Origin of the sequence: Salipaludibacillus keqinensis (assembly GCF_003226325.1) — a bacterium.
GTDB classification, from domain to species: domain Bacteria; phylum Bacillota; class Bacilli; order Bacillales; family Salisediminibacteriaceae; genus Salipaludibacillus; species Salipaludibacillus keqinensis.
Genome location: NZ_PDOD01000004.1, coordinates 74,870 through 94,237, shown reverse-complemented (window position 1 = coordinate 94,237; position 19,368 = coordinate 74,870). Strand labels below are relative to the sequence as shown.

The 19,368-nt window shown below is 40.9% G+C and carries 18 protein-coding genes; 4 read left to right on the top strand and 14 right to left on the bottom strand.

Annotation, left to right across the window (positions count from 1 at the left end):
- Positions 1 to 129: 129 nt before the first annotated feature.
- The 5 genes from CR194_RS15425 to CR194_RS15405 form a co-directional block, all read right to left on the bottom strand.
- A complete protein-coding gene (locus CR194_RS15425) occupies positions 130 to 2,406 on the bottom strand; it encodes a DUF4129 domain-containing transglutaminase family protein (protein WP_110610662.1) in 2,277 nt (758 codons plus the stop codon).
- Positions 2,407 to 3,669 (bottom strand): DUF58 domain-containing protein, encoded by a 1,263-nt coding sequence (locus tag CR194_RS15420; RefSeq protein WP_110610660.1) that lies wholly within the window; start codon positions 3,667 to 3,669, stop codon positions 2,407 to 2,409.
- Positions 3,666 to 4,640, bottom strand: a complete 975-nt coding sequence (locus CR194_RS15415) for an AAA family ATPase (protein ID WP_110610658.1) — start codon at positions 4,638 to 4,640, stop codon at positions 3,666 to 3,668. Before CR194_RS15415 ends, CR194_RS15420 begins: the two co-directional genes overlap by 4 nt.
- A gap of 228 nt (positions 4,641 to 4,868) precedes the next feature.
- Positions 4,869 to 5,159 (bottom strand): hypothetical protein, encoded by a 291-nt coding sequence (locus tag CR194_RS15410; protein ID WP_110610656.1) that lies wholly within the window; start codon positions 5,157 to 5,159, stop codon positions 4,869 to 4,871.
- Positions 5,160 to 5,419: 260 nt separating this feature from the next.
- Positions 5,420 to 6,061, bottom strand: coding sequence for a nitroreductase family protein (locus tag CR194_RS15405; protein WP_110610654.1), 642 nt, complete (start codon positions 6,059 to 6,061; stop codon positions 5,420 to 5,422).
- Positions 6,062 to 6,655: 594 nt separating this feature from the next.
- On the opposite strand from CR194_RS15405, the gene CR194_RS15400 reads away from it, so the two are divergent.
- Together CR194_RS15400 and CR194_RS15395 are read left to right on the top strand one after the other, a co-directional pair.
- Complete coding sequence (locus CR194_RS15400) at positions 6,656 to 7,651, top strand: DUF4003 family protein (protein WP_158282293.1); 996 nt, start codon at positions 6,656 to 6,658, stop codon at positions 7,649 to 7,651.
- A gap of 28 nt (positions 7,652 to 7,679) precedes the next feature.
- Positions 7,680 to 8,861: a PstS family phosphate ABC transporter substrate-binding protein gene (locus tag CR194_RS15395; protein ID WP_332888677.1), complete on the top strand. Its 1,182-nt coding sequence runs from the start codon at positions 7,680 to 7,682 to the stop codon at positions 8,859 to 8,861.
- A gap of 74 nt (positions 8,862 to 8,935) precedes the next feature.
- On the opposite strand, the gene CR194_RS15390 is transcribed toward CR194_RS15395, so the two are convergent.
- From CR194_RS15390 to CR194_RS15355, 8 genes are all read right to left on the bottom strand, one after another.
- Positions 8,936 to 9,175: a hypothetical protein gene (locus tag CR194_RS15390; RefSeq protein WP_110610650.1), complete on the bottom strand. Its 240-nt coding sequence runs from the start codon at positions 9,173 to 9,175 to the stop codon at positions 8,936 to 8,938.
- Positions 9,176 to 9,369: 194 nt separating this feature from the next.
- Positions 9,370 to 10,980 (bottom strand): hypothetical protein, encoded by a 1,611-nt coding sequence (locus CR194_RS15385; RefSeq protein ID WP_110610648.1) that lies wholly within the window; start codon positions 10,978 to 10,980, stop codon positions 9,370 to 9,372.
- Between the two features lie 2 nt (positions 10,981 to 10,982).
- Positions 10,983 to 11,768, bottom strand: a complete 786-nt coding sequence (locus CR194_RS15380) for an ABC transporter ATP-binding protein (protein ID WP_110610645.1) — start codon at positions 11,766 to 11,768, stop codon at positions 10,983 to 10,985.
- A gap of 146 nt (positions 11,769 to 11,914) precedes the next feature.
- Complete coding sequence (locus tag CR194_RS15375; RefSeq protein WP_233254389.1) at positions 11,915 to 12,598, bottom strand: class F sortase; 684 nt, start codon at positions 12,596 to 12,598, stop codon at positions 11,915 to 11,917.
- A 68-nt stretch (positions 12,599 to 12,666) separates the two neighbouring features.
- A complete protein-coding gene (locus CR194_RS15370; protein WP_110610641.1) occupies positions 12,667 to 14,043 on the bottom strand; it encodes a copper amine oxidase in 1,377 nt (458 codons plus the stop codon).
- Positions 14,044 to 14,409: 366 nt separating this feature from the next.
- Positions 14,410 to 15,261 carry an anti-sigma factor gene (locus CR194_RS15365; RefSeq protein ID WP_110611104.1) on the bottom strand — a complete coding sequence of 284 codons (852 nt, stop codon included), beginning with the start codon at positions 15,259 to 15,261 and terminating at the stop codon, positions 14,410 to 14,412.
- A complete protein-coding gene (locus CR194_RS15360; RefSeq protein ID WP_110610639.1) occupies positions 15,258 to 15,818 on the bottom strand; it encodes an RNA polymerase sigma factor in 561 nt (186 codons plus the stop codon). The genes CR194_RS15365 and CR194_RS15360 overlap by 4 nt, the downstream gene beginning before the upstream one ends.
- 471 nt (positions 15,819 to 16,289) lie before the next feature.
- Positions 16,290 to 17,780, bottom strand: a complete 1,491-nt coding sequence (locus tag CR194_RS15355; protein WP_110610637.1) for an amidase — start codon at positions 17,778 to 17,780, stop codon at positions 16,290 to 16,292.
- A 133-nt stretch (positions 17,781 to 17,913) separates the two neighbouring features.
- On the opposite strand from CR194_RS15355, the gene CR194_RS15350 reads away from it, so the two are divergent.
- Entirely contained in the window at positions 17,914 to 18,105 is a 192-nt protein-coding gene (locus tag CR194_RS15350) for a CsbD family protein (RefSeq protein WP_110610635.1), read from the top strand.
- Positions 18,106 to 18,150: 45 nt separating this feature from the next.
- Here the strand turns inward: CR194_RS15350 and CR194_RS15345 are convergent, their stop codons facing one another.
- Positions 18,151 to 18,831 carry a hypothetical protein gene (locus CR194_RS15345; protein WP_110610633.1) on the bottom strand — a complete coding sequence of 227 codons (681 nt, stop codon included), beginning with the start codon at positions 18,829 to 18,831 and terminating at the stop codon, positions 18,151 to 18,153.
- 184 nt (positions 18,832 to 19,015) lie between these two features.
- On the opposite strand from CR194_RS15345, the gene CR194_RS15340 reads away from it, so the two are divergent.
- Positions 19,016 to 19,324 (top strand): hypothetical protein, encoded by a 309-nt coding sequence (locus CR194_RS15340; protein ID WP_110610631.1) that lies wholly within the window; start codon positions 19,016 to 19,018, stop codon positions 19,322 to 19,324.
- The last annotated feature ends 44 nt before the right edge of the window (positions 19,325 to 19,368 follow it).

The following is a 19,368-nucleotide window of genomic DNA, read 5'->3' as shown; positions in this document are numbered from 1 at the left end:
TCACCAATAAACGGACAAGTTACACTTATTAGCACGTAACGGAAATTTTTCCTTTACGTTGTCTTGCTAAAGGCTCTTTGCACTTTTCTTATAATCACTGATTCATTTTATCAATTGCTTTTAGGTTGGTCAAGAGTTCAGTGACTTGACAATTTCTTCCCAATCTTTTTGACGCTCTTCCCAGTCTCCATCGGGTTTATAACCCCCATAGTATACTTTCTCATAAGTTTTCGTTAGTTTACTCATGGCTTGAGAGTTTAACGCTAAGTCCATCCGCTTTGCATATTCTCTTAACGTTTCACCTTCACCACGGGGAAGTCCTTCGTTTTCAAGAATCCACAACAATCGCTGGTAAGCCGTTAAATAGCGCTGATCATTTCCCATGAAACGATAATGCCATATGAAATAATGATTTTGTAAGCGATTCTGCTTCTCGTAAATGACCATGACCATAACTAGTGTTACAAGTGAGATCAACAAAGACTTAAGCGTGAGGAACTGAGAGAAATCGATCCAATTTTCGTCGGATCCTCCGCTAACTTCAGTGTCCGTTTCACTCTCCATCCCTTCATCCAAATCACCTAACAAGTCTTCATCCATCCCCGTGTCTGGTCTTTCAGGATCCTCTAAATTATTCTGTTCTGAGTCAACGTCAATGTCTATTTCTTCTTCCTCGAAATCAGCGTAGTTATCAAACCCTTGCGTAGGTTCAAACGGGACCCAACCTACTTCTGGAAAGTAGACTTCCACCCACGAGTGAGCGTTTCCGTTTGCCACTTCGTATATCGTCCGGTCATTTTCTGTTTCTTCAATCTCTTCCCCTGCAGTAAACCCTTTTACCCATCGTGTTGGGATATCCAATGCACGAAGTAAGACAGCCATTGACGTGGAGTAGTTATCACAATAGCCTACTTGTGTTTCAAACAAGAACTGATCGACATAGTCCTCGTCTTCATCAGGAACAGGTACGTCCGTAGTCTGATACTCGAAGCCGTTTCGAGAAAAATATTGCTCTACTGCGACGGCTTTATCGTAGCGATTGTCTTCATCTTCAACAATTTCTTCAGCTAATTCAACGACACGATCCGGTAAATCATCAGGTAGCTGAAGATAAAGTTCTTGGATCTCGGTTGGATCCTCTTCACTACCCTCTCTTAACGTTTCAATGGGAAAGGTGGGATCGTCATAGACCAAATCATAACTGGTTAAGGTGATGTCCTCTTCTCCCTCCGCTTGGACTCTCCCATTTACTGTGTCCGTATTAAATTGTATAGATTCATTATTGCCTTCCTCGCTGCCTGAAAGGTACGTCAATGAATCGCGATCGAGTTGTTTCAACTGACCAGGATAAAATAAATGAGAGAACCCGACACCCTCCTCCATCACAATAGAAACGGTCCGTTCTTCCAATACGGCTAGTTCTTCAAACATATAATAATCTACTTCATCTTCAAATACGCTCTCTGACTCCACATAGGATGGATCTGAAATCCATCCTTTACCTGTATATTCGTGCTTTGACTCACCGCGCCAGTAAGATGCTTCTTCTACTTCTGCACTGAAAACAACATTGTTATCCTGAACGAATCCTCCGCCGAGACGTTCATCATTTTCGCCATAACCTACTCTTCTTACTCCAGAACCAGTTCCTGATCCTTCTCCTAAAACCAATGTTCGCATCGCCGGAACAGGGTCACTCCATTGGGGATCAGGTTTGGGGGCTATGACACCTACGAAGGTAGCAGCTAGGATCATCAAGATTAGTGTGTACATCCAAGCGGGCGAAATAAACGAAGATCCACGTTTTCCAAGGGCCCGTTCTTCTTCTTGGATTTTCAACATATGAAGAAGCGTTAACATGAAAAATCCGATGATTACTATTCTAATAATCGCTGTAGATGCATCTACAGGTGTGAAGGTGTCCAACACCGTGATGTAAATAATTGTTGATAACAAGAAAAAGAAAATTCTTCTTGTCTGAAAAATCCAGTAATAAAGTAAATAACAAATGAGCGCTAGCAATAGAAAAAACAAAAACGTTCGAAACGGATCCGTTAAATAGGCAAAGTCCCGTGAAAAAATAAGCCCGAAATTATACCATGCTTCACTGGAAAACAGTTTAACCGTTTCCCATCCACCTTCTCTACTAAAGAAACTGCCTTCATAAAAAATAATGTGCAACCCATAAATACTGGCCATCATTAATGTAGGGATCGTCAGCCAAAAAGGAACCCTTATATAAATCAATACCGTACTAAAGAAAGCAAACCATACAAACAGATGGATCTCTGCTGTATTCGTTACAACGGGGATCGGTCGCAACCACTCCCACAAAAGTAAAAATGTCAGCGCATAAATAAATAGATGCGTGATTGAATTTATCGGTTTTGTTCTGAACTTTGCCATTTAACCACCTTCATATGATGTAACGTTCTCATCCAGGTTCCCCCCTGATAAGAGATAGGCTTCCGCGCCAATTCTGCGAAGTTCCTCGAAACGTTTCCGTTCCCATAAATCAGTCTCATTCCCTTTATTCATGAGCGCAAAATAGACTTGAATACGTCTTGAAACTAAAATTTTGACACGGTGCAACATTTCATCTGTCAGTTCCACTGAAACGATAATCAACGTAGCTCCAGATGGAATCTGCTCTTCTGTTTCATACAACTTTGTGGCAAATTTCCCTTCTAGGTCTGGTTGAATTTGCGAGAGGTGAGTGACCATGTTCTTTTGATGATCTTCCCCCTTATCAAGGTGAAAGAGTTTTCGCTCTTTTCCCATTGTCCATAAGCCCACTTGAAGGTGCTTTTTATTAGCATACATGATAATCGAAGTGACCAATTCCACACCCTTTTCGTAGGCGTCCATTGAGGAAAACAGGTCATCCGGAACATGATTGTTTAACACGACCAAGAAGTTTTGGCCGATATATTCTTCAAATTCTTTCGTCATCAGCTTATTGGCTCTTGCTGTCACTTTCCAATCGATACTAGTCAGTTTATCACCAGGTACATACTCCCTCGCTCCGGCAATCGAAGTCATATCTTCCACGAAATCTTGCGAGGCCATCATCGTTTCTGACTCGTGTTTTTCATAGGCGGTCCAACGCTCTATCTCGTGATACTGCGGATAAACAAGCAGGTCTGATTCGATAGGAACGAATTTCCGCTTCTTAAAAAGGCCAAACATATCGCTCGTTGATAAGTGCACACCGAATAACTTGTATTTTCCACGCTTCAGTTCAGGAATCACGTACGTGAACTGGAGCTCTTTTTTGATCGTTGGATAGAATATCATTTTTGAGGCATGAGGGGGCATCTGTTTTCTTAACCCTTCCTCCATCTCATCTTCCACGGTTAAGTATAGAAATGGAAAGGGCCATTTTCTTCGAATGGTCACCTCCGCCTTCATTTCCGATCCCGAAGGTTTCACACCCTCTCCTGTATTTCTCGTCACTTCAAAACTCCCAAGAGGAATGATTGAATAGAGCAACATTAAAATAACAAGAGTAGCCATGCTGTAAAATAAAAACCAGCTTACAAACTCGCCTTGGAACATGGCATAACTAAACACAGCAACGAATAACCCAATAACGAACAATGCTTTCAAAACAAATTTTATACTCGTCCATATAAGGTGAAGACGAGTCTGTCTTCTTCTAAACCTCATCGAGCCGTTTCTTTCCCGGTTGGAATATGAACTTGTTCTACGACATCATAAACGACTCGTTCATTCGTTGCATTAGATAATTTCGCATCTGAGTTTAAAATCATTCTGTGTTGCAGAGCAAACGGCGCTAAATATTTAATATCATCCGGAAGTACATAGTCCCGTCCCTGCATGTAAGCATACGCTTGTCCTGCTTTCATCAAGGCAATAGACGCACGGGGGCTGGCTCCTAGAAATACAGCATGATGCTGACGTGTAGCGTTAACAATATTGATAATATACTGTTTCACATTCTCGTTGACGAATGTTTCTTTTACTTCTTTTTTCATTTCCAAGATGTCTTCTAAGCTCAGAACTGACTGTAATTCTTCAATCGGGTGCCTGCTTTCCACCCGGTTTAATACTTCTAGCTCTTCTGATTTTGATGGATAACCGATTTTAAATTTAAACAAGAAACGGTCAAGTTGAGCCTCTGGCAATGGATACGTTCCTCCATATTCAATCGGGTTTTGGGTAGCCATGACAAGAAATGGGTCTGGCAATACTCTTGTTTCCCCATCAGTGGTCACACTCCCCTCCTCTAACGCTTCTAAAAGAGCTGCTTGAGTTTTTGGAGACGTACGATTGATTTCGTCTGCTAAAACGATGTTCGTCATGACAGGCCCTGGCCGAAATTGAAATTCCATTGTTTTTTGACTGAATACAGAAACACCAGTCACATCAGATGGCAACAAGTCTGGTGTAAATTGAATCCGTTTAAATTCCGCTCCAATAGATTTTGCCATGGCACGGACCATCATCGTTTTCCCTACTCCTGGAACGTCTTCTAATAGAACATGGCCACCACTTAATAAAGCGATCAGACTTAATTCTATTTCCCGACTTTTCCCGACAACAACTTTTTCAACATTTTCAATTAATCTATGAACATGTGGATGTTTCACCACAGATGGTTCTGGTCTATTACGCAATGGGATGCCCCCCTTATATTATGTTGGAAGATTCAATCTATTTTAATTAGATAGAAATTTACTACATTATGAATCAATGATACCACGAAAAACGCACAATTTCGTTGAATTGCACTTCAAAATTACCATATTGGTTACAGTTTCCTTTGTTAATAGAAATGATTGGTTTGCTTTGTAACCTCAGAACAGAAAAAGATCCCGGAGGGTCCGGGATCTTTAGTCATGCATTTATAATCCTTGCTTCATTTGATGGTGGGGCTGATGGTGGTGGTCTTTGGGTGTCCGTTGTTGGTTCACTGTTTCTTCTTTATCTACAGGGATATGCCCAATGTCTTTCTCCACTTCAACGATAACGACATAATCACCTTGCTCAAAGTGCTTCGAATATAGTTTAGCATCTTCATCGTCTCGGTGAATAATCTGAACGTTTTCTTCATCGACACCTTTTATTTCAAGCTCTCTTAATACACCTTCTTTTTGATCTAACGAGTGCATAATCGCTACAACTTGCTTATCCATTTGTTCCACCTCCTTGCGAGGATATGACTATGACACTACAGTACCCGACATTTGGAAAATATAAACCAATGAACAAGCCCAATTTTCTTTTAACTGGAACGGTGATTTGAGGATAACCGGTTGCAAAAGTTCCTACGGGATACACGGTACCTCAAACTGGCTACAGGACTTCCCAAACCGACTACAAGCCTCCTCAATCTAACTACAAAATCAAAAAAATCCCGAGAGTTTACTCACTCCCGAGATTTTCATCTCCTAAATTAAAATGTGTTCTTTACTACGACTTCTTCTAATGGAAAACGGCTAGACTGATGAGCAGGTTTGGCTGCTTTACCTACAGTTATTAACATTACAGGCACGTATCGTTCTGGTACATTGAATTCTTTAACGAAACGATCACGTTGGAATCCACCCATCGGACACGTGTCGTAGCCTTTTGCCTTTGCAGCAAGCATTAATTGCATAGAGGCTAAAGAAGCATTCAAAACGGCTTCGTCACGAGGAAAAGGCGTGTCCCCCGCATATGCACCATTAATTTGGCCCACGAGTGTATTTTTGATGTCTTCCGTCATAAACCCTTGCTCAACCGCACCTTGATAAACTTCATCAGCATTTTTATTCGCTTCCAAATCTCCTAAAATAGCGATCACAGCTGAGCTATCAACAATTTGCTGTTGATTATAAGCAATTGGTAACAATTGCTCCTTTTTCTGCTGATCATCAATAACTAGAAACTTCCAATGTTGCAAGTTCCACGAAGAGGGGGCTTGAGTCGCCGCTTCTATAATTTCATTTAACTCCTGTTCAGGAATTTCTACACCTTGTTCATATTTCCGCACGGTATGGCGTTCTTGAATCGTTTGAAATAATCCTAAATCTTGAGGATGTGTTGTTGTACTCATTTGCTAATCACTCCTAGTTCTATTTTCACTCTTAGGATTATATCAATCAACGTCAGCCATCACAAAGAATGTGCTTCGACTTCAACGTTAATATTTGCTTTTAAAGTGGCATTTTTGCGTTCCCTTTCTTCTGAAAACCCATGAACCTTTGATGAAAAACAGAAAGTTAGTTCAACTATGAGAAAAACAATGATACCATTTTATGTATATATACTTCCCGAGTGGTTTTTGCTAGGCAAGATTTGGGTCCGTCATCTGCCTAGTTGTAAAATCAAGTGTTCATCTCCTGCAATTATCTTTGACTTCGCCATATGAGAAATGACACACCCGCAATCAATATAGCTATTAATATAAAAAGAGTGATAAGGACTGGTAAGTTCACTTGTAGAACCATCTGAATTCTCCTTTCAGAATAAACTTCTGATTTGAACAAATTTTATCTTTTTATGCCATGACCGGGACTTTGACTATTTCTCGTCGTCATGAACTATGGAATGTCCATTGAATTCATAAGAAACTTTTCATCTCCTTATATCGTAATAAAAATTACAAAACAATTCATCATGTTTTTCAAATTTAAGGAGGTTGATCATGGTGAGCAACTTTAATAGGATTGATATTCTCAAAGAATATATGGATATTTATAAAAGAATGCGCTCTAAACACCGGTGGCAAGTAAATGACCAACGGACTCTTATGATCGCAGCTTCATTTTATGTCGTAAATGACAGCGCATTTCATTTACAAGACTACAGCGACTTAACAGACTACATCAAGAAAAAATCACCTTTGTTTACGACAATGCGTTCCTATCAGCGATTTACGACCGCTGCCATGCTTGATCAACGTTTTGATCATCCGAAAGAAAAATATTTGGAATTAACCGATCTTTATGAACAGTTAGTTAAAGGTGGTTTTAAGCGAGGTACGTTTACTTATATCGCTGCCTTAGTCATGCTCGCAGGGGATTCCGATAATAGTTCTCACAAAACATCCATTGAACGTTCTCTCTCCGTTTATAAAGGAATGAAGCAACATCACCCCTTCATCACGTCAAAAAATGATTATCCACTATCGGTCCTTCTTGCTCAACTAGATCAAGACATTGAACCGCTCATGAACCATATTGAGCACTTTTATCGTGAGCTTAATCAGAATGGTTTTCGCAAAGGGAACGATTTGCAGTTTTTAAGTCACATTCTATCCATAGAAACAGAGAGGACTCCCGATGACTTGACCAACTCGTGTGTATCTATTTGGGAAGAATTTAAGCGGAGAAAAGTGAAAATCAAGCCGATGCACTATCCAGAAATCGGTTTGCTCGCGTTGGCTCATGCATCATCGGACGACCTGAACCAAGTGGAGCATTTAGTATACGAGCTCAACCGAATGAAATGGTTTAAATGGCATCGAGACATGAATACAATCATGGCAACAAACTTTGTCGTGAGAGAAAAAGTCGATCAAAACGAACTAATTGAAACAGGGATATTCACTACAATGGAAACGATTATCCAAGCTCAGCAAACAGCGATGATTGCCGCGGTAGCAGGGGGATCAGCTGCAGCAACAAACGGGTCAAATAACTAGTTAAACGAACGGAGCTAAGGAAGGTTGAATGGCTATGAATTTAAACATGAACATGGGAGTAAAGATTGTTTATTTTATATTTTTTACTGGATTGATTGTCTCTGGAGGCTTCTTTGGAATAGTTGTTGCTACTTTAGCCGGTGAGCCTACATTTTATATACCTTTTATTGTAGTCACAGGGGCATCTGTTATTGCTTTCATGTTTCTCGCTTTTTTCACTGCTATTAAAAAGAGGACAATGACCATTAGTGCCGCTGTGTTTTCCTGCCTTGCAGCAATTGCGCTCGTTGGAAATTGGGGATACAACGCCTACATTGATAGCTTGAAAATGGTCACGAACCGTGGAGTTGATTTGTACGATTATCAACCCTTTGAAGAAGGGACTAAAGTGGCTACATTAGAAAATGAATCGAGCTTTCATATCGAGGATGAGCTACCAATGATGGACGGTGCCACCGCCCTTTACCCGGTCTACGCTGCATTTGCTCAAGCCTTGTATCCTGAGAAAGAGTACGATCCTTACGAATATCAGAGTGAAGTAGCATCTACTCAAACGGATGTAGCTTATGAGCGATTAATTAATGGGGACACTGATGTAATTTTTGTGGCAGGACCATCTGAAAGCCAAGTCATGCATTCTGAGCGCGTGAATAGAGAATTAAACTTGACTCCAATCGGCCGAGAAGCTTTTGTATTCTTCGTGAATTCAGAGAATCCGGTGGACAGTTTAACTGTTGAAGAGATTCAGGGGATTTATTCTGGCGAGATTACGAATTGGAGTGAAGTTGGTGGGGAGGATGAATCTATTCGTGCCTTTCAACGTTCAGCAGATAGCGGAAGTCAAACGGCTTTGGAAAACTTGATGGGAAGCACACCTCTCATGGATCCCCCTACTGAAGACGTGGCCAGTGGCATGGGAGGCATCATTTCAGATACGGCTGACTACCATAATTACAGCAACGCCATCGGTTATTCATTTCGATATTTCTCTACGGAAATGGTCCAAAACGGCGATATCAAGCACATCGAAATTGAAGGAGTGTACCCTGATAAGGATAGCATTCGAAATGAGACGTATCCGATTGCCGCTGAATTTTATGCGGTGACAGCTGGGAGCGATAATCCCCATGTGGACGACTTGATCGACTGGGTGTTGACCAGTGAAGGACAAGAATTAATCGAGAAATCGGGATATGTCCCCATAAACTAAGGACTGTGTAGCGCTTGAAAGAATACATCCTTTCAAGCGCTCACGGGTTATTTCTTTAAGCATCCCATTTAATGTTACATGCTTCTGAACCAAGAAACTCCCCTAAGATTTCCCCTCCCATCGGTTGTACTTTTTTCTTTAAACAAAAACAGATCTTGCAACAGAATCTCGTCACTATCTATTCCCACTACCTTTGTAATTCGCGTAATTTTTCTCGACCCATCTTTCAGCAAGGTTTGCTGGATAATGATGTCCACCGCCTCTGCGATCTGCTTGCGAACAGCTAATGATGGCAAATCAAATTCTGACAGCATGACCGTCCGGCTAAAAATTTCTTGATATATTTAGCTTATATACTAATTAGTCATGCCACATAAACTTTATAAAGAACAAATCACATGAATAAATGTGGATCAGGCTGTATTTTTTAAAGAATAAACCATTCAACGTATGATCTTTCCTAAGCATCATAAAAAGCGCTGGAACAATGTCCAGCGCTTTTATAAATCTATAGTTTTCGCCAAAGGATCCAATTGACAACAAATAAAACCACCGCATACCCTATGACTCCGTATTCCATCGTCGTCATCCAGAAGTGGATTCCGAAAAGTAGAGGAATGGGGAGGAACATGAGAAACATTTTCCCAGTCTCTTGTTGCGTCATTTCAAATGATTCTGAGAAGGGAGGAACCTTTCCATTAACAGACTTAAAGCACAACACCACAAAAATACTTGATGCGAGCCATACGACAACTAAATCTAAAAATATATTTACAGAGAAAATGACCATGAACAAGATACTAAGCAAAGTGAAGACAGGAAAATAGAGTTTGACCATAAATGCTTTAAGTGTGCCTCTATATAGCGGACTCAAATTTTCCAGTGGCAAGGCTCTGAATATCCATGAACCTTTATGAGATTGTGAATACCTTAGCATAAGAACGATCGTCGGAATCATCATCGCTGCAAAATAGATCGACAAGTAATACCTGCTGTCGGCAATTTCGGTAAAGGAACTCGTTCGCAATTCATTGAAGATCAGTATAAATGGAATGATAAACGATAATCCAAACGAAGGGTACACCTTAAGTTTAAATTGACGCTCATTTTTCATCATCTTCTGTGCGAAAAAGAAAAATGTTCGTTCTTCTTTACTGGAACAAATCAGCTTAACGAACCAAGAACCCAACAGGGGCTTTCTCTTCTTTTTAACAGTACTCTGACTGGACAATTTCTCCAAGTTCCGTTCAAATGAAGGGATCGCCTTGATATATATGAAAATAGACACAAACGGGACAATGAGGGCCAGAATAGAGAACACGATAATATAAACGTCTCTGTTTTGTCCTAAGAGAACTTCAAACATGGCACCATACCAAACGGGAGGCAGAAATATTTGCCACCACTGAGCGTGAAATCCAAAATCTAAATTAAAAAATTCAAAAGAGCGAATAACCAGTTGGTATCCAACGACGATTGAAAGAGATAAGGCAATCTGCACGTAATTAATAATGTCTTTTAACTTCTCCCCATCAAAAAATTTCAGGATAACCATATATAACAGAGCCGTCACCACAACAACGAGCAAGTCAATCAATATAATTTGACTTAAAAACAGGAGGAAAAATGGCACGCCTCTCGCTAACAAACTCACCGTTAACGGAATCATCGTAATCGTCGCCGTTAATATGAACATATAAATCCCTACATGGACAATTTTGGCGGCGTTAATCGTTCTTTTTTCAACTGGTTTTGTGTTTAGAATGTTTTTATCACGGATGTCGAGGAGTACTTGTGAAAAATCGGAAATCATCGACGTCATGAGCAGAAACATCAACACCCCGTAAACTAGACTCATAGGGAAGATATAGCTATCTCTAATGAGGATAAACGGCACCAAGATCAACCCTAGAAAGGCATACACCCATAACGATTTCAAAAATTGATTGGAGTCATTATTGATCTTTTTATTTTGCTCATTAAATACTGTCGGGACTCTTCGACGATCCATCGTTAGTTTGATTTGGAGGATTTTACGCATGACTGGATAATCGACGCCTAGAAAGAGAAATAACCGTTTAAATAAATCGACAAACTTTAGTGAAGGATAATTTTTCATTTTTAACCTTCTTGTACAATCTGAACAAATTTTTCGGCAATATTTTGATGTTCATCAAAGCCAGTCAATTGATTAAATATCTCTTCTAGTGTTCCGTCCATGTTTTGCCCTTTTAACTCTTCGAAACTGCCATCAGCAAGCAGTTTCCCATTAGCTAAGAGGACAATGCGGTGACTGATCTTCTCCACAACCTCCATGATGTGAGAAGAATAGAAGATCGTTTTTCCTTCGGCAGCTAATTTAGCTAGAATTTCCTTCACAATCATGACGCTATTTGCGTCTAGCCCACTCAACGGCTCATCTAAAAACAACAAGTCCGGATTATGAATCATACTTGAAATGATCAACACTTTTTGCTTCATCCCTTTTGAAAAAGAAGAGATCCGTGAGTGATAGACCTCTTCAATCCCAAATAGCTTTACTAATTCTTTCGCCTTTCGATCGACCTCTTCCCCTTCCAATCCATACAATTCGCCGATAAAGGTTAAGTATTCATAGGCTGTTAAGTTCTCGTAAAGGTCAGCCGTTTCAGGAACATAGCCGATTCGTCTTTTGTATGTATGATTTCCTTTTGAAATATCTTCACCGAAAATGCGCACATTCCCCTCATACTCTTCGATTAAGCCGAGCAAGATTTTCACTGTCGTACTTTTTCCCGCTCCATTCGGTCCGATATATCCGATAATTTCTCCTTCGTACACAGTCAAGTCAATCTCATCTAATACATTCTCTTCGCCAAAACTTTTGGATAGTTTTTTTAGCTCTAATATAGGTTCGATTCTTCTCACCCGCCATATGATTGTAGTAAGTTAATGAATAACCATATTTTATCACAAGACTGTCTGGCCGTTTTTGCTTTTTTCATTCATATGAAATTACGCTCTCACCACAAAAAAACTCGACAGATCATCAAATGATCCATCGAGTTAAGAAACTACCAACTCTGCAAGTCATCTTTCAATACAGTGTAGACAACAAGCCGTTCATCATGGGTGCCTGCTTCGGAATTAAATTCTCCCGTACACGTAATCAGATTGAGCTGACTACGGTAAGAATAACCGAATATTTGTTGAAGCGGCGCATTATTTCGATCATAACTCTCTGATTTCTGCACGACGAATACTTTCTCTTCGCCGTCTTCATCTGTCAAAATTATTTCGTCGCCTTGCTCAAGCTTGTGAAGGTCGAAAAAGATGGCTGGTCCTGTCCTGCTGTCTACGTGACCGGCTAAAACAGAGCTTCCTTGTTCACCCGGCATGTAGCCCCCCTCATACCACGCCACATCTTCCATAGTAGACGGTTCATCCATTTGTCCGTTTGGAAGTAATCCCACATTCTCAATGGAAGTATCTATATCTAAAGCCGGGATTTCAATACGGTTAGGATCAATTCCTTCACGTTGATAACTCAGAATAGAAGATTGATCTCGCTCTCTCCGCTCGGTCGGCCGTTCAAGAGAAAGAGAAGAAGAGGAGGAAGACAACTGTGTGCCTTCTTCTTCCTCGATCTCCAAAACCTCTTCGGTTTCCTCTTGCTCATTTTCAGGTACCTCGGAGGAATTCGAGTTTACATTTTCTGAAGTTTCCTCTGACTCATTTGAAGAACACGCAGTTAACATCAGAACCAAAACCAGCATCCATTTTTTCATCATCATCACCTTTTTTTCAAGCTAAGAGTGTCGTTAGATTATTGATTGACTGTTTTTTTTCTAGCAACCATGACAATAGAAGCCGCTAGTAAAAATGTAACCATTGTATACAAGTACCAAGGAGCACCTTGGTTTGCATCACTCATGCCACCCATACCTGTTTTAGGCATTTCACTTGGCATACCTGATTCAAAATCTTCAGGATGTTGGTCTACAATAGCCCCAGACAAGTTCTCGCCTACACCGAACATGTGCGCATAAGCTTCACGAACGTTTTCGTAAGTTGTTGCATAATCTTCGTCTACATAGCTGTCAAAAGCTCCGATCAACTGATCCACATGCATTTGCAATCCATCAGCTAATTGGCCAGCGTCAAGACGTTCTTCTGTCGCACCTTCAAGAAATTCAGCAAATGTTACTCGGTATCCATCAAGGTTATCCAATGCTTCTTGTTGTCCTGCTTCATTTTCTTCAGCTGTCGCCATAACGTAGTCAACAAAGAAGTCGATATGATCATTCCACTGGTCACGGAAGGCATCTCCTGCCTCTTCACCATATACAGAAGCAACTGCCGCTGTTAAGTCTTCCGTGTTCTCGTTTAATGCTCCCGCTGTCGCTTCGAAATCTTCTGCTCCGTCTATTCCTTTTTGCATAGCTACGATTGCTAGAGCAGCATGCTCAGAAAACAGGTGGTTTAAGTCTGCACGAAGGTCTGCTGCCGGCGTGTCAGGATGAGATCCATCGAAATCTTCGGAAAATTGATCAACGATAGCTGTTGATAAACCTTTCCCTACGCCAAACATATGGTGGATCCCTTCGCGAACATTATCATAGGCTGAGTCGAACTCGCCGTCATTATATTGGTCAAAAGCCCAAATCAGTTGGTCTACGTGCATTTGTAATCCTTCAGCTAGAGCTCCAGCTTCAAGCCTTTCGTCAGTAGCTGACTCAAGGAATTGAGAGAAATCCGCACGATAGTCATCTAATTCAGCTAAAGCTGCTTCTCTTCCTTCTTCATCCTCTTCTGCTGTCGCCATGACATAATCTACGAAAAATCCAATGTGATCTTCCCACATATCACGGAACATGTCACCTGCATCTTCGCCATATACACTTGTAATAGCCGCTGTGAGATCATCGGTATTTCTGTTTAATGCCCCGGCAGCTTCTTCAAAATCATCAGCTCCGTCAATCCCTTTTTGCATAGCTACAACAGCTAAAAAGGCGTGTTCTGATAAGTAAAGATCCAGTGTGGCTCTGAGGTCAGAGGCTGGAGTCGAAACGCTTACTTCATATTCATGATCATCGTAATCCCCATTATCTGAGCTGTCGTGGTCATGTCCAAAAACCGAGGTTGCTGGTACTAATAATGCTGCACTTAAAGGAACTGCTACTAATGTTCTTTTCCAATTCATGTTCAAACACTCTCCTTTTTTTGTTTTAATTTGTATTCACCCAAGATAACGGAGAGAAATTCGAAATGGATCACTTTTTTATTAAAAAATTATTTAGGCTTTTTCGATTTTGGCGATTTAGCCTAGCGTGACGTGGTTTCTGAATATATTTTTTATTTGCAGTCTGTTGAGATTTTGTTGCGCTCGTACTCTGATTTGTTGCGCTGTGCATTCGCTTTGTGACGTTCCTTCTCATTTTTGTTGCGCTCGCCAGCCGATTTGTGGCGTTCAATACTGGATTTGTTGTGCTCTATCTTGTTTTCATCAAAAAAAGTCTGCCAGGTAAAGCATAGAAGCTTTATCTGGCAGACTGGTTACTTTATTTTTTTATTTAGATGCCAAGATGATTTGCCCTTCAGGCTGTTCGTTGCCTGGTTGAGGTTCCAACGTAATGGCAATCTGGTCAATTTGAAAATCTTCCATGTCGCTGATTCGATAGGTGACTGCACCATTTCCATCTTCATCAATATTAAAATTCCCTGCAGGGTGAGGGGTCTCACCATCAATAATCCACGCTTGGAAAACTTCACTTCCTGTGACAGGAGGCAAATCCGATACTTGAATAACAAGATCTACGTTGCCGTCTTTGGCAATTATCGTCGCTGTCCCTTCGCCATCGCTTTCTTCTTCCCCTGCGTAAGATAGATTAGACGTTAAAAGGACATCAGATGTTCCTCCGCCTTCTTCGCCTTCTTCAAGAAGGGCGAGAAAATCAGATTCGATAATATCCCGTTCCATCGCTATCTGCTGATTCTCATCAGCTAAGTCCTGACGTTCATTCCATAGGTATCCATTTCCCACTAAAGAAAGCAGAAGTGCTGCTGCAAGAGAACCATAAATGATTGGAGAGGACTTGGACTTCCGGTTTAATTGCACTGGCTCTTCTTCAGTTTTGTTTTGACTGAGTAGAGGCACTTCCTTGTTACGATCTTCGTCTTGCGTTGTCGTCTTGTTCTCTTCTTCAGAGAACATATTAGTGAATATGCGTTCTTTCATACCTGTCGGTGGTTCCAATGATTCAGACATAAAGGGGAGATCCTCTGTTAATAGGCGCAATTCTTTTAACTCCTCCTGACAGGATTCACAACTAGCCAAATGCTCTTCAAATTCCTTTGTCTCTTTTTCAGGTAATTGCTCATTAAAATAATCTATTATTTTTTCGCATTGGCGTTCCGTCATTGTAAATCCCCCCTTTCTGCATACAATTCAGCTTTCAAGTGCTTTAATGCTAATCGGATTCGACCTTTTACTGTTCCAAGTGGTATGTCTGTTTGCTCAGCAATCTTCCTCTGTGAATACCCTTTGAAATAAAATAAGTCGATGATCACTCGCTGGTCTTTTTTCAGTGTTCTCATCGCTTGGCGTAATCGCTCACCTTTCTCTTTCCACTCGACCATTTCCTCAACTGGAGTCTGATCGTCGTGGAGTTCCGTTTCGGTATGGATTTCTTCTGTCGTTACTTTTTGTTGCTTTCGTAAATAATCAATGGCCGTGTGTCTCGTCACTGTTAACAACCAAGAAGAGAACTTTCCATAGTCCGGGGAATAAGTTCCTTTCCCTTTCCATAGCTTAATCATAACTTCCTGAACAATTTCTTCAGCTGCTTCAGGATTATTTACCATCTTATAGGAAAAAGAATAAAGAAGCCTCTCATACTTGTCGTACAATGTTTCTAAAGCTTCTTTGTCACCTAAACGCAGACGTTCATAAAGTTTTATATCGTCGGGTCTAATCATCACAATCTCCTCACTATGAATAGTCTGCTTACTTATACAACGTAAAAAAAATTAAATTAGATCATTTATTTTAACTATTTATAATTACCCTCATATGATTCAGTTCAAAAGTCACGAGACTTCCTAACACCGAATTACTAATCGTTTATATCAAATCTTCTTTAAGACCTTCGCAAAACTTGTCGAATGCTGTTATACGAACGAATGGTTCAGCTATACGACGTAACTTCAACTCTATACGACTTAACTCCGCTTGTATATAAACGAATGGAGTTTTTATATGAAGCAATTCGAGATCTATACAGCGTAACTTCTCCAGCTTCACATTTAAGTGCTACAAAACAAACGATCAAACCACTCTTTTATAGGTGGCTTGAGCGTCTTGAGCTCGATCCTATCCGAACCTCTGCATTTCAGCATAGAACCTCAGTTTTTGTGCATAGAACTCCTTTTTTCAGCAAAGTCCACGGATCACCCTTCGAAATAAGGGTTCTCGTTCATTCCTTCCCACAACTCTGATTGTTCCATCTGAAAAGCAAGTCGTAAAAGGAGATCTTCTCTTCCTTTCGAGGCCATCACCTGTATTCCAAGAGGCATTCCTTGATCAGATACATAGACGGGAACGGACATAGCTGGTTGTCCAGTTAGATTCGCTAATTGTGTGAACGGCGTATAGGTCAAGCTGGGTAAAAACATCTCATAAATAAGCTCTTGTTTGTTGCCTCTTTCAAATTCATCCAAAAGTTTTTCTTTGCTTTCTTTTGAATGAGTCAATTCGCCCACATCTGGCGCAATAAACGCGGTAGCTGGAGTGATGTAAAAATCATACGCTTTGTGAAAATCGGCCATCTTTGCTGCTGCCGTGTCCCACGCTGCCAAACTCATCGTAAACTCAGCGGCTGTGACAGATTTTCCTGCTTGATTGAGCAACCAAGTTTCAATTTCCATATCTTTTTCACTAAGCGGCCTTCCCAACGCTTTTTCCAACGTGAGAATAACTGCTGACATTTCACCACAGTTCATTAAATAATAATTCCTCATTAAATCTTTTCCATCAATTTCCGGTGTTACTTCTTCCACTTCATGGCCATTGTCTTCAAGCCATTTCGTTGTTTTCCTCACGGCTAGTCGTGCATCTTCTGAGACAGGAGTGCCAACAGGGGACTCCATCGATACAGCTACACGCAGGGGCTTGTCCCAACCTTTCCTTCTCTCATCACGATAATACCCTTGAAATAATGGCGTTTGAAAGGCCGCCTCCGGTTGAATGGTTTGAAGTAAATCGAGCATCGTAGCGCTGTCTCGCACAGACCGGCTCACAGCAAAGTCAATTGCCGCTCCTTGCCACTGCCTGCCCGTCCCTGGCCCGACTGGTGTTCTTCCTCTCGTCGGTTTCAAACCGAATAGCCCTGTGAAAGAAGCTGGAATGCGAATGGATCCTCCTCCATCACTAGCTCCTGCTATAGGCACAATGCCTGAAGCGACTGCTGCCGCTGAACCACCACTGGAACCTCCGGGGGAATACCGCTTGTTCCATGGATTTCGCGTAGGTCCATGAAGCTCCGGTTCGCTAATGTTTTTCAAGCCGAATTCAGGCGCATTCGTATGCCCCAGCATTAATATGCCCGATTCCCGAAGCCTTTTCACTAGATTGGAGTCTTGCTCAGAGACGTTCGATTGCAGCAACTTCGATCCAGCTGTCATCTTCTCTCCTTGAACGGTCTGCGATATATTTTTCAGCAGCATGGGTACTCCGCCCAAAGGTTGGTCCATCGCTTGAAACCTTTCCACTTCAGCCAGCACTCGTTCTTTCCGATGAGAAGTCACGGCATTTAGCTCCGGATTCACTCTTTCTAACTGTTGAAAACTAAGAAGCACTAGTTCTTTCGGCGTCATCTCCTTTTTCCTTATAAGTTCAGCTAAATCTGTTGCATCTAAAGATCTATAAGTTTGCAAGTTCATCCTGTCACCTCAGTGGGATTATTTGGTCAATTACCAACTATTGTACCAAATTTAACTGTTTATGTTTTGGATGGAAGGAGAGGTGGAATATCTCCACTATAGTCAATTAATAATTGAGAGGAGCGGTTTTATCATGAACCAAGATCAATTAAAAGGAAAATGGAAACAACTCACAGGAGAAACGAAAAAGAAATGGTCGAAGTTGACCGATAACGACGTGAAAGAAGTAGACGGAAATAAAGAGAAGCTTGTTGGTAAGATCCAAGAGCGCTATGGCAAGTCTAAAGAAGAAGCAGAAAAAGAAGTAAATAGCTGGGACGCATAATCGTCCGCTGAAAAGACCCGTTATGATCAGCATAACGGGTCTTTGTTATTCATCATCGCGGTGATCCCAAGATTCCACCTCTACTCCGCTTGAGGAGACAAGCAATTCAAATGTGACGATTTTTTCTTGCTCGTTCGCCCAGCTATAAAACTCATCGCGATCATTAAAATAAGATTGATATTCATCATTTCCTTCTATGACACCTATGCCAAATATAACCGGTTCGCCGTCATTAACCGCACTTGCCTCATATTCTAACCATGAAGTGAATTCCCCTTCATTTGTTAAGTCCAATTCACTTTTCAAACTACTCTCATCTATTCTTATGACATGTGTCCAATAATAGCCTTCTCCATCTTCAGCTAGTCCGTTTAATCCGCCAGCTGCAAAAGTGATGTATTCACTATTAAAAGGAAACTGCTCATCAAAGCTCAATTGTCCAAGGGAATACTGAGCAACTCGTTCCCCGTTCTCATATATGGATGCCAGTGCACTTACGCTTTCCACTTTTTCGATCTCTGTTACGCGAACCTTTGCTCTGAAATCAGCATCGAAGGCTCGATCAAACACCCCAGATTCTATCTCTTCAGTGTTCATTAAATACCCTATGTCTCCTTCAACAGTTTGATAGGTTGCTTCACTCTTGCTGATAGCCATTGACAATCCTATCCCAACGAGAAGACAAGCAATAAATACGAAAGCTGCCAACTCTTTCACATTTCCCATTTAATTCCCTCCTTGTAGACTCCCTCCCAGTTTAACTGGAGACCAATCTAATTTCAATATTATTCCATATGATAATCTGTTTCTCTTACCCTTTCATTCTTTCATTATCTGCGACAAAAAACTCATCCACGTGTTATGATTTTAATATGTTCAACCATTTTTTTAGCAAGAAGGGGGTATAATCATGTGGACCTTCATTATTATCGTTAGTGTGATTCTTGTTCTTTTCGCCATTTATTTCATGAATATTGGTCTTATTCGAGTTCAACTTGAAGAATTAGCCCATCGCCATCAAAAAGGAGACAGCCAAAGTGGTGACCTGGAGGAATGGGAGTATTATTTGGGCAAACTATTCTGGAAACCAGTCGGCACAAAAAAAGCCATCCTTACTTACGGTGCCCATTACGAAGACTACTTAACTTCCAATTATCCTAATTACGATTCCAGTCTTGTCTCAAAATATAAAAAATTGAAACATAAAGAAGAATCATAGATAAGCTATCTCAGTGTTCCTGAGATAGCTTTTTTAACCTTTCA